Below are 12,763 nucleotides of genomic sequence, written 5' to 3'. Positions count from 1 at the left end.
GCGGGCGGCTTAAGCATCGCCGGCGCTCCTCTCCGGCGGCGGCATTTCCGTAAAGTTTGCGTCTGCCGACCGCCGGTCATAAGAAAACCGCAGTCCTCCGTCCGGAGACGACTGCGGTTTCTTTGGATTATGACGGAACCTGGCCTGCACCGGCCAGGCACCGCCCAAGCGGTCTTGTTCTTTTTAACGGAAATACGTGTGTCTGGTTTTCCACTGCTCCAGCTTGATGCCCGCCCAGAAGAAATAAATGCCGAGCGTGACAAGACCGAGCAGGAACCACTTGATCCAGGAGCCGAAAAGCCCCACTGCCGTTCCTTCGAAACGAAGCCGGCGGCCTTCAATAACCGTATGCTCGATTTTCCAACGGTAGATAATGACGAGACTCCACGGGTAACAAATACCGGCCGTAATGCCCGTGATAATGGCTCCGAGCAAATACAGGCCGATGAGTTCCAGCAATCCTCCGTCAAAATAAGATTCGCCGCCCTGCGGCCTCCGGTTGGAATCGAAATCGAAATCCTTCGGGAGCGTGACGTTGATCGTCGTATTCGCCATATTTGTAGTGATCTTCCCTTCTTTATTCAGCTTAAAAAGGTTTTATTTACCGGACTTCCACTTATCCATTTCGGCCTTGGGTACTTCACCCGCAGGAACTTCCCCGATATAAGCGGTAGACGAAGGGCCGTAGTAGTTAACCGGCAGCTCCAGAATATCGCAGGCGGCTCTCATCGGAACGTACGTCGTTCCGTCGTAAAGAAACGTACTTGCGGTAATACTTTCCCCATGCACCTTCACCTGCACACGATCCAGATAAACGTCTATCGTTCCGCTGCCCGGCACAAGCGTTCCGGCTGCCGTATCCGCACGCTCTTCCGATCTCTGCTTCTCCCATTCGTCGATAACCTCGTCGGGCACTTCACCGGCGGGGAGCTGGCCGATATAGGCGGTTTGGGTTTCCCCGTAGTAATTCACGTCCAATTGGAGCAAATCAGCCAGGTCCCGTATGGGCAGATAGGTAGTCCCGTCATACAAAATATTGGGTGCCACGAAAGCCTGGCCGTTCACTTTGATGTTCATCCGGTTAAACTGGACATCCAGCCGGGCCTGCACGGTATCCCCTCCGGCTTCCTCTGCTCCGCTTTCTTCTCCGGAACAAACGGGCGTGTCCGGGAAATCTTCACAAAAATTTTGACACAACTGATCCCCCGGATCTTCTTCGCAAATTTCGATATAAGCGCTGTGGGGCAGAAGATAATCTCTTGCCATTGCCGCACCCGAAAAGCTTGCCACGGCCATCATTAGTAGAAGCGCCGCCAGAAAAGACGTTTTTCTCAGCAAAATGAATCCCCCTTCTCGTATCAGCTGCCTTTCTTATAAAAGGCAACCACTCAATATTAGGCATATACTCCTATTATTATCGGCTTTTCCAGCATAATTATGAGTCATTTGTCCTAATTTATTTAAATGTATTTGTATTACAAAAATAAGAAGTATCCCTACGGCACCTCTCAAGCGGTGTGACAGGCCATGTACAAGAGGCGTTCCCACACAAAATTTTCTGTACGCAAAGTTCTTAACACGCAAAAAAACCTGCGCAGAAATTCTGCGCAGGTTTTGAACCGGGTACTTCCGCTTGCGTCCTTGGTCAGTTGATGAAGCCGGCGGTGACAAGGAACCGCCGCAGCATGGCTGCGGACTGAGCGCGGGTCGCTTCGCCTTCCGGCGCCAGCGTGCCGTCCGTCATGCCGTTCATGAGACCGGCATGAACCGCTGCGGCTACTTCCGCCTGCGCCCAGACGATCTTGCCCGAATCGGTATACCGGGCAAGAATCTCTTCCCGCTGCGGCTCCGTGAGCGCCGCAGCGGATGCCGCGCCCGCATAAGGCAGGGCGCGGACGAGCATGGCCGCCTGCTCCTCGCGGGTGATCGGGCGCTGAGGACGGAACGAGCCGTCCTCATAGCCGCCGATCAGACCCGCTGCCGCCGCGGCGGCCACATCCCCGGCGAACCAGTCGGCGGAGCCGACGTCGCCGAAGGCTGCCGGCCCGGCCGCTTGAGGCAGGCCGAGCGCCCGGACGAGCAGCGCCGCGAATTCGGCGCGCGTAATGCCGCGTTCGGCGTCGAACCGGCCGCCGCCGCTGCCTTCCACGACGAGCTTCGCCGCGAGCAGCTCGACATCGGCCTGCGCCCAGTGGCCGGCCATGTCGGCGAAGACAGGCGCGCCGCTTACGACCGCGTAGAAACCGCTGCCGCTGCGCTTGAACGTCACGGCCGTCTTGGCCGTGCCCGCCGGTGCGAAGAGGGACGGCGCGAATGAGAATTTCTTCTCATTCGGGTAAGCGAGCACGCCTGTCGCTCTCTTCGCGTCGAATGTCCCGTCCAGGATCAGCTCCAGCTGTCCTTTTGTCTCCAGCGCCGCAGAGCCGCCGGATTGGCCTCTCGCCGCGATTTCCAGCTGTACCGGCGTTCCCCCGGACTGGAAGCCTGCCGCTTTCACGGCTGTTCCGATCGCGGCCGCTTCACTGTCCGCCGCATAGCGGAGGGTGTAGCGGACCGTCATGCTGCGGGCATCGCCTCCCAGCCTGCGTGCCGCTTCGTCCAGCTTCAAATCCCGAAGCTGAACGGTGTATTTGCCGGCCGGACCCGAGATGACGAGTGTCCGGCTGCCCGGAGCGGCGTCGGTCAGGGCGGACGCCGGGATTTCGACCGTATCGCCCGTGTAGGCGATCTCTACGGTCGGGTGGGTTTTGAGCGCTTCCCGCAGGGCGGAAGCGTCTACGGCACCCCCGGATGCCGTCACCTTGCCGGCAGACCCGCCGCTGCTGCCGTTGTTTCCGTTATTTCCATTGCTGCCGTTATTCCCGTTATTGCCACCGTTATTACCGCTGTTTCCGTTGTTATTGCCACCATTGTTGCCATTATTGCCGTTGTTGCCTTCGCTTCCATTGTCGCCGCCGCTGCCTCCATCACTGCCTCCGCCTTTTACTTCGACAGTAACGGGCTGGGTGTAGAGATCATATTTGTTAGCGGCATCGATAGAAGCCGTGTACCGCAGGAGAACATGGGCTTTTCCCGCTTTTTTGGCTGTGATTTGGCTGCCGCTTACGTCCACGACATCCTGACCGTCCAGCAAAACGATGTCCGGTGCGACGTTCGTTTTCGTCCCTCTGTAGGACTCCACTTCCAGTGCGAGCGCCGCTTTTTCACCCGGAGACAGGCTGTATGCGCTCTTTGCCGGCTTAACCGCAGCGGCCCAATCCGCGGACCAGGACGCATAATCGGTCGTAATGCCGAAGGCACCGAGCCCGAAGAACTTAATAAAATCGTTCTTGTTGTTGAACGTCCACGGAGAAATGATGACGCCCCGGTGTTTCGCGGCTTCCATGAAATTTTTACCGAGCCCGCCGTAGCTCGTGTTGAATGTCGCGTTCAAAGGCTGCAGTACCTTGAGCGTTTCTCTCAGCGATTTGTTGACATTGGCTTCGTTGGCATAGCCGCTTGTCAGCAGACCCGAAGGCATTTCGGGCATTAGCTCGGCCAGCCGCTTCAACTGATTCGTATCGAAGGACATCGCATCGACGAGGTCTTCGGCTTTCTTTTCCTTGATGATTCTTACAAAAGCGTCGACCGCCGCAGGCGTGCTGGTTTTGATTTCGGCCATTACCATGCGGCCCTTGGATCTGGCCAGGTCGATCTGCTCGTCCAGTGTCGGTATTTTTACATCGGGATACCCGTTCGGGAACGGTTTGTTCGCGTTGAGCTTTTTGAGCTCGGCGAGGGTAAAGTCTTCGACTCTTCCTTTTCCGTTCGTCGTATTTTCCAAGACTGAGTCATGAACGATGACAAGCTGGCCGTCTTTAGTCAAATACATGTCGTTTTCGATAAAATCGGCCCCGTATTCAATAGAAAGCGCGTTGCTTTCAATGGTATTCTCCGGAGCTTCGGATGGAATGCCCCGATGGCCGATAATGTAAGGCTTCCGAATCAGAGTTGTCCCGTTGGAATACAGCTTCAGCGCTCCGATAGCCGCTTCCGGCGCATCCGTAACGATCCCGTTCGCTCCGCCCGTAATCAACGTGTGCAGAGACACGGTTTTGTCCGTTTGAGAGGATTGATCCTGCGCCCATACCACCAAAGCACGCTGCTGGAGATAAGCCATACTCTCACGCGTCGCCGCTTTCTGGGAAAGGAGCGCGATTTTGGCCAGGTTCACGGTCGTTTGGCGGCGGATTTCCATCAGCTCTTCGGCGGTATCCGCTTTGGCCTGGCGGAAGTCCACAATGCCGCGGATAATCGGGTAAGCCTGACGCGCCTTCTTAACCAGCCCGCCTTTGTCGGACACGATGAACGCGTCCTCGATACCTCTCGCTTTAAGCGCCTCGACAAGCTTGTCGGTGCCCGCCTCATCCCGTACATAGAAAGCCGGAATCACTTTGTTGTTCAGCGCTGCCAGGATGTCGTCCAGGCTGCCGATTTCGGCGCCTCCGGGAGAGGTGATTTTCAGATTGCCGTTCACATACAGCATAGCCGTCGCTGGCAGAGCTGTTCCCTGCAGCTTAACCAGGTCGGCGGAAGATTTGAGTTCCATGACCACGGTAGGGGCCAGGGAAATCTTCGTTTCCGGCTCCACCACCTGCACGAAGCGCTCGGAAGGCAGCGGAGGAAGCGCATCCTGCTGGAGGGTGACGCGGATATTGTCCACCTTCATGCGGCTTCCGTTCGCCTGGAGCCCGATGCGGCCCTTCTTGTAAGCGCCCGCGTTATCGGTATCGACGAGAAGCTTGTCGCCGATCCATTCCTGTACGCGGTCGTTGTAGGCTTTTACCGTGTAACGGTACATTTTCGCGGAATCGATCGCTTCGGTGTAAGAACCCCGGTCCATCACATTCCATTCGTTAGCGGGTGTCCGTTCCGCGAATTCAATTCCGTTGACGGCAACCGCGTTTTGACGCACGGCCATCTGGTAATAAGGGATGTTGTCGTTTTGGATACGGAACATGATCGAATTCCACCGTGCCGCATCATTAGCGGACAAATGCGTGATATCCGCTTCGATTTTGTAATTGCCGAACAGCCCCAGATACTCGGGGAGCAGCACGCGGGAAGGGTTGTCCGGAGCGGCGGAAGCGTTCATTTCGAATGCACCCGATTTGACGGCTGCCGCAGAAGCGGTCGTTCCTTCTTTGCGTGTCCAGTCCTTCGGAAGAGTACCTTCGGCCGTTTGATCGAAGTTTTCCTCGTACAGGGTATATTCCTTTTCACCCGGATTTTTGGCGATGATCATTAAGGTGAGCGAAGCGTTATCCTTCTGAACCGTAACGGGATAAGCGCCTTTTGTGTTCACCTGCAGAGTACCGCCTCCGACTGAGATCTCTTGGCCGGCCGGTTTCCAGAGAAGCTCTCCGCCTTTCAGCGTGCCTTTGGAAAAGTCGCTGAATTCGGCCTGGAAGCTCACCGTGCTGAGGTCCAGCTTCGCGCCGGTATCCGTCAGCACATAGCCTTCCGCATGCTGCAGCTTGACGGCTTGAGCGCCTGCCGCCGATGGAGTGACGGTGATTTCACGCGCCGCTTCCGCGTTGGCGTAGACCGCTTTCACGGACGCTTTGCCCGCTTTTACCGGATAAAGCTGATTATTCACGATTTTGATCACCGATTCATCGGACGAGTAGAGACGAATCGCGCCGGGCGCCGGAACTTCCGTCAACCCGTCGGAATAATACACGCTGCCCGTAACGGTTGCGGGGCCCTTCAAAGCTTCCAGCGTGCCCGGTATCGTCACATCCAGCCGATCGGCCGTTACCCGCGTCACCTTCAGGTTGTCGAACGAAACCTTGCTCTGATCGGCCTGAAAGCCGACCTTTCCTTTTTCCAGAAGATTGGAAGAAAAGTTCTGATCCATGAGAAGCGTAAAATCCGCCTCGTCCTTGGCTTTGATATATTCTTTGACGTTGTTTCCGACTGCGCGGACTTTCAACGTATACTCCTTGTCGAGCTCCAGCGGTTTCCACATGCCGCTTACAGGCGTAGGCGAAGCCCAGTTGTTATTGGGCATCCGGTAAGCCAGCTCGTATGTCCCGTTGCGGCGGACCGCCATCTGGTTGTACGGATTTTTCCCGTCGGCCGCTCCCCGGAACATGAGAGCCGCCCACCTGGCGTCGTTCAGCACGCCTTCAAACCTCACGTCGGCTTCAACGGTGTAGTCGTCCCACTGGACAGGCGCGGTGATACGGGCCTGTTTCCCGGAAGCTTTCCCGTCGAAGTTCATGCGGCCGTTTCCGTATGTATCCTGAACGACGGTAAAGGGATCGCTGCCCGCGTTCACATCGGAAATCCAGCCGGCCGGAGTTTGCCCAGGCGCGTAACCGTCGAAATTATCCTGCAGGAGCACGGGATCGATTGGAGCGGAAACCGGATTCTCGTCTTTCAGGTTGAGAATTCCGTAACCGGCCGTGTCGTTCCAGAACGATTTGGAGTTAAACGCGCTCCAGTAGCTCGTCCGCTGCTTGCTCGCATCGGCTTCGTAACGGTCCGTTACGCCGATTTCAAAGCCGAGCTGCTTTTGCAGGCCCGCGTCGAAACGGAGCATCTCCCACGGAATCGCGGTTTCCAGCGTCCAGCCGTCCTGACCGGCCGCGATCGCCCTCAAGATTTTCTTCTCGTCTTTGCCGCTGTGATTGCCCAGGGCCGCCCCGAAATGAAACTCCGGCGTCGAGCCGGGCCGGTACACGAAGCCCGCCTGCATATCGTCGGCCGCGAAAGGCGCCGACTGGTGAAGGGACGGATCGAAGAAGAAGTTGACGGCGTCCTGCTCGAACCAGTACCCCGTTCCGCCCGGGAACAGCGTGTCGTCCTCCGCTTTTACGCCGATATACAAATACTTGTTATCCCACAGCATTCCGAACCGGGCGTTTTTAAACGTGCCTTCGCCTGTCCGGACATTCATCGGTTCGCTGACGTTCCAGAGCGATTCGTCAATCCTGCCGTCGATTACGGGCGGAGTCAGCGTCTTGCGGACATCCAACTCCTTCCTCCCCGGGTCGGCAGCGTGCGCCGCCCCGTCGAACAGGCCAAGCGGAGCCGTACCGCACAGCAAAGCGGCGGTTAGAACCAGGCTCAAAAACCGGGAAAATCTCCTCATTTCGTATCCATTCCTTTCGGATGAGATATCCGGATCGGTTCCGGACGCCAAGGAGAGAACAACAAAAAAACCCTCTATCCATCAAACCGGAAATGCCGAAGCAAGGCATTTATCGTTTGTGCATAAAGGGTTTTCTCCTGGACTCTTACCCTTGGATATTCAGTTATTCCTGCATGTCCCTTACTCTACCAGTACTATGTCAGCGCTGCGTTAAGTATGCTTGAAGATTTTGTAAGGGTGTGGAGGTGTAGACGGACGCGGACTCTTACGTTTGTTTGAGCGGTTCTGGCCGCGTGGCACAAAAAATGGAGAAAGGCAATCGGATTTAGAACTCCCCCCCGACCTTGTTCAAAAGAAAGAACCCGCCGGTCAACCGGCGGGTTCCGCAATAACGCAGCCATCCATCCGTCGGTACGGCTCCCGGAAGGAAAAGAGGAAGGTGCTGGGCTCCTTCCTCTTTTTATTTTAAGCGTACAGCATAAAGAAGTTCAGCTCATGGCCGTTCTGCTTCAAATAATTGTACAGCTGCGAACGGTGGTGAAAAAGATGCGTTACGATTTCGATCAGCCATTTGATTTGCGGCATGGCGTGTTCCAGATAGAAGGCTTTCGTCTCTTTGTTCAAAAGTTCTTCCTCGCTTAGTGATACCATATAGGCTTTCAGGGTATCGAAGTGGGCCCGCAGCCGCTCCGCCAGCTGTTCCGGGTCCGTAATGTCCTGCGCGCCGTTCTCGACAAGTTCAACCTCCTGCTGCGTTTTCTCCTGCAGAATGGCCAAATCCGAAGCCGGGATAGCGACAATATGATGAACGAGCTGAAGAAGCGTCCGCATGTTATTCCCCGGGGCGAAAGCCCACTCCTCCGGTCCGATCCGCCTGATCAGCGTCTCGCTTGTCCGGACCGACAGCTCAAGCTCGTCCAGAAGATGATCCCTGATTTGCATAACCCCGTTCATAGATAGCTTCATCCTTTCTCAATGTCCATCGTAGACACATATCAGTATAACCAAACACGGACCTTTACCGATTGGATAAATCGGACATGCCCCGGTATTCGGCTGCCGCCTGCATCGGAGAAGCCCCGTAAAATCTTTTGAATTCCCGGATCATATGCGCCTGATCGAAGAACCCGCGCTCCGCCGCCACAGCCGCCCAATTGCTGACGGAACCCGCCTGAATGTCTCTAAGGAGTGTTTGGAACCGCACGACTTCGGCAAATTTTTTGGGGCTGAGGCCCACCCATTGCCGGAAAGAACGGTGAAGCTGCCTCGTGCTGATGGTCTCGGACCGCGCCAGCTCGCTTATCGTCGCCTCACCGCCTGTAAGAAAGATGCGGTGCAGCACATTTTTCAACCGGGCGTCCCCGTACGTCTCCTTGTTAACGAGCTGCCGCAGCAGGCACGCTTCGACCGCTCCGATTCTGTCCCGGAAAGATCCGGCTTCCCGCATACGTTCCACGGTTTCCGCCCCGATAACCGGACCGATCTGCTCCGCCGCAACCGCCCGATCGTGAAATTCGGACACCGCCGTCTTCAAGAACGGATACGCCCCGCCGGGCATAAAACGGATTCCGAAATTTCTCACGGGCGCTTCCTCCGCGTAGGAAATGGTAAAAGCCTGCTGGAAAGTGCCGCAGTATTTAACATTCCATTCACCCGAGGCCAGATTCTCCGTAAATATGATATCCGTGCATCCGTCGGGAAGCACCCGGTCCACCGTGCCGGGCTGAAAGAGCGGCTTCGCCTCCCCGGCTACGCGCGGTTCGGACTGCCAATAACAGCATACGTACGGCTTGAGGGCGGGGGACGGCGGTTTTTCCGCATATATATAGGAAGAAATTCTTCCGTTCGCCTGAACGGGCCGGAATAAGTCGTGCAATTTCGCATCCATCTTCCCCCAAAAGCCTCCTCGCCCTTTTTCCTCTATCTCCCACTATAAGTCCGCGGCAAAAGCCGGGCAAGGCTCATTTTAAAGGCATTTTCCAGCCCTTTTACCATCAAAATAAAATATTTTCTGTAAAAAAGCTGAAATTAACCATTTTTTATGGAATACAAGACCTTTAAGAACTGTCTTACATAGTGTACAGGCCTAATCTTGATAAAGGGAGGAGGTTCCGGATCGTTCACTAGCTCGTTTATTGTTCAAATATGAATGAAAAGAGGGAACTAGTTGAAAAATCGCCATCTCATCCAAAAATTATCCGTGATGTCGCTCGCGTTTGCATTCGTTGCAGGCACGGCGCTGCCTCATGCAAGTGCAGCCCAGTCCGGCAAAAGCATCCATCCGCGTACCCAGCTCAATGGTTCTCTGAATCCCGGTACAAACTCGCTCCCGGGCCAGGTCAAGGGGTATATTTCCCCGAAACTGAATACGGCCTCCACGAATTCCGTCCGTGTCATCGTCCAGCTGCAAAACCAGCCGGTCGCCGTAGGCAAGTATGCCGCCAAACTGGGCATGTCCGCTCTGGCAGCCGAATCTACCGAAGCCGCTATCAAACAGGAGCAGACCACTCTGGTCAGCGCCGCCAAGAGCAGCGGAATTAACCTCCAGGTCAATTACCAGTATAATACAGTTTTGAACGGACTGGAAGTAACCGTTCCGGCGAACAAAATTCCCGCGCTGGCAAAGCTGGCCGGCGTTAAATCGATTCACCCCAGCGCCAACTATTTTCCTATCCCCGTAGATGAACCGAAAGGGCTCGATGTCAGCAGCCCCAATTTTGACATCACTCCGCTGAAACAGATCGGCGCGGATGTCGCCTGGGCCAAAGGCCTCACCGGCAAAGGCCTCAAAGTCGGCGTTATCGATACCGGAGTCGACTATCTTCACCCCGACTTGAAGGACGCCTACAAGGGCGGTTACGATTCCTTCGAGAAGGATAACGATCCTTACGAAGAGCCTCCGCTTACTCCGGAGGAAGACCCCTACGGCACCGGATTTGAAGGGACGTCTCACGGCACCCACGTATCCGGAACGATCGTAGGAAGAGCATCCAACCCAAGCTCGGACATCGTTCAAAAAGGCGTCGCTTACGAAGCCGATTTGTATGTATATAAAGTGCTCGGCCGGAATCCCGAAACGGGAAAATCGTCCGGTTCCTCGGCTCAAGTCATCGACGGCATCGAGCATGCGGTTAAAGACGGCATGAACGTCATTAACCTGTCTCTCGGTTCTGATTCCGAGAAAGACCCGAACTCCCCCGACGTCGTGGCCATCAACAACGCCGTGCTCGGCGGTGTAACGGCCGTTATCGCGAACGGCAACGCGGCGGATAAAGGGCCTTACTACTACTCGCTGGGCTCGCCCGCCACTTCGCAGCTGGCGATTTCCGTCGGCGCCGTAACCAGCCCGAAAACGCAGTATACGGCAACCGTGTCGGAAGCGGTCTATACAGCGCCCGTCAGCGCAGGTGCATCAGCAGTTACGCCGGTGACGCCTGCGGCGGCCGGATACAATCTCAACGTGATGGCCTGGGAAACCGGCCTGGAAAACTTCGCTTCCATCCTGGGCACGAATCCGAGAGACGTCGTGTACGTCAACCTGGGCCAGCCTCAGGATTATGAAGGTAAAGACGTCACCGGCAAAGTCGTGCTGATTTCCCGCGGCAATCTTGCCTTCGTGGATAAAATCGCCAATGCCAAGCAAAGAGGCGCGAAAGCCGCCATTATTTTCAACGGCAACACCGAACGCACGGACCCGACTAAAGCCGATCTTTCCGAATCGGTCATCGGCCGTGACGGCTTTATCGGTTCCGCCGCTTACCTGGGCGACGGCTTCGAGTACATTCCGACCTTCGATATGAAAGGTGCGGAAGGACGCGCTCTCGCCAGAAAAGCGCTGGCCGCTCAAGGCCAGACGCTGAAGCTCGCTTTCGGAGCCAACTATCCGAAGAGCGAAATCCCTGGCGATACGATGGCGACGTTCAGCTCGCGCGGTCCGAACGTGGACAGCGACCTGAGCATCAAGCCGGATATCAGCGCGCCGGGTGTGAGTATCTTGTCCACTTGGCCCGCCTACGGCAAGCAGAAGCCGGATGCGAACTACAATACGGCCTACAGCCGCATCAGCGGCACAAGCATGGCGACTCCGCACGTAGCCGGACTTGCGCTGCTGCTGAAACAGCAGCATCCGGACTGGTCGCCGCTGGATATCCGTGCCGCGCTGGCCAACACGGCGGACACAATCAGCGACCTGGACGGCAAGCTGTATGACGTCTACTCGCAGGGCGCGGGCCGTGCGAACGTCGGTACTGCCGTGAAGACGCAGGCGCTGCTCCAATCCGTGGAGCCGATCACGATTCTCGACAAGTACTGGCAGCCGCAAGCCGTGACGAATTACAATCCGTCCGTCAGCTTCGGCCTCCTGGCTCCGGGAACGAACTCCCAGAAGGAGCTCCGTCTGAAAAACGTGTCCAAGCAAAGCGTGACATACTCGGCCAAAGTCGTGCTGCATCCGAACGTAACGTCGGATCCTAACGCTCCGGTCCAGACGCCGGATGTCGCTAACCTGACCGCACAGCTTGCTCGGCCTGCAAAACGGTAAGCTGACCGTTGCGGCCGGCGCGTCCAAAGGATTTTATTTGTCCGTAACCCCGAAAAACAACGCGGTTAAAGGCGTTTATGAAGGCGAAGTGCTTCTCGAAAGAAGCGGCCAGCCTTCGCTGCACCTGCCTTTCGCCGTTCATGTCGGCCAGGATAAGCCGGAAACCGGATTCGGTCTGCAGGAACTGGAGCAAACGGAAAATGCCATTTATCCCGATAATCTTGACGGCTCCCCGACCACAACCGATCTTTCCTTCCGTCTGACGGCTAAAGATGTGAACGTGATTTCCCTCTGGGCTGTAGGACTCGACGACAAAGAAATCGGCATCATTGACGAGATCACACAGACCGATGCTAACGGCCGCCTTAAGCTGATCGAGCCGGGCGTTTACTCATTCGAAGGCATCGACGGTTCTTATGTCGACGGAGAACTGGATGCGAACGGCGATCTGAAGGTGAAGCAGTCTCGCGGCAGGCACCTACAAGCTCGCCGTAATCGCCCAGAAGATTGATGAGTTCGGCAACAACGTGGACGGCATCACCTACACGGCTTACAGCTCCCTGCGTATCGCCAACCTGGAGAGCGACCGCGTAGCCAAAGCCAAGGACGATTTTAAAGCCAAAATCGTCAATACGCGCAAAATCAACCAGCCGGTTCTGCAGCTCCCTAAAACGGACGGAATCGTGTACAAGGTCACGAACAGCTCCAACAAAGCGTATGTCGACAACAGCGGCGTTCTGAAGTTCGTTCCGAACAGCGGAGTCGTCAATGTTGAGCTTACCGTCACCATTTCATCCGCCAAGAACCCGGCCGTCAAGACTACGGTCAAAGTTCCCGTCGTGCTGAGCAAATCGTCCATTCCGCAGCGTCAAACTGCCGATGAAGGCGTGCTCGCCGAATAAGGCGGACCAGGCGTCAGCGGCGTCAGCGGCGTCAGCGGCGTCAGCGGCGTCAGCGGCGTCAGCGGCGTCAGCGGCGTCAGCGGCGTCAGCGGCGTCAGCGGCGTCAGCGGCGTCAGCGGCGTCAGCGGCGTCAGCGGCGTCAGCGGCGTCAGCGGCGTCAGCGGCGTCAGCGGCGTCAGTAAA

5 protein-coding genes and 1 pseudogene are annotated in these 12,763 nt (G+C 56.3%); 1 reads left to right on the top strand and 5 read right to left on the bottom strand.

All coding sequences use genetic code 11. The features are described from left to right. Positions 1–183 precede the first annotated feature (183 nt). From ABC395_RS01750 to ABC395_RS01730, 5 genes are all read right to left on the bottom strand, one after another. Positions 184–555, bottom strand: coding sequence for a DUF898 family protein (locus ABC395_RS01750; RefSeq protein ID WP_413000321.1), 372 nt, complete (start codon positions 553–555; stop codon positions 184–186). A 42-nt stretch (positions 556–597) separates the two neighbouring features. Continuing rightward, positions 598–1,338, bottom strand: a complete 741-nt coding sequence (locus ABC395_RS01745; RefSeq protein ID WP_413000320.1) for a stalk domain-containing protein — start codon at positions 1,336–1,338, stop codon at positions 598–600. 307 nt (positions 1,339–1,645) lie between these two features. Then, a complete protein-coding gene (locus ABC395_RS01740; protein WP_413000319.1) occupies positions 1,646–7,117 on the bottom strand; it encodes a glycerophosphodiester phosphodiesterase family protein in 5,472 nt (1,823 codons plus the stop codon). 486 nt (positions 7,118–7,603) lie between these two features. Next, entirely contained in the window at positions 7,604–8,092 is a 489-nt protein-coding gene (locus tag ABC395_RS01735; RefSeq protein WP_413000318.1) for a DinB family protein, read from the bottom strand. A gap of 64 nt (positions 8,093–8,156) precedes the next feature. Next, positions 8,157–9,026, bottom strand: a complete 870-nt coding sequence (locus ABC395_RS01730) for a DUF6597 domain-containing transcriptional factor (RefSeq protein ID WP_413000317.1) — start codon at positions 9,024–9,026, stop codon at positions 8,157–8,159. 279 nt (positions 9,027–9,305) lie between these two features. On the opposite strand from ABC395_RS01730, the pseudogene ABC395_RS01725 reads away from it, so the two are divergent. After that, positions 9,306–12,580 (top strand): annotated as a pseudogene (locus ABC395_RS01725) (S8 family serine peptidase). Positions 12,581–12,763: the final 183 nt, after the last annotated feature.

The organism is Paenibacillus canaveralius (genome assembly GCF_047238265.1).
GTDB lineage: Bacteria > Bacillota > Bacilli > Paenibacillales > NBRC-103111 > Paenibacillus_F.
The sequence above is the reverse complement of the archived record's forward strand: the minus strand, read 5'-3'. Positions and strand labels throughout refer to the sequence as shown.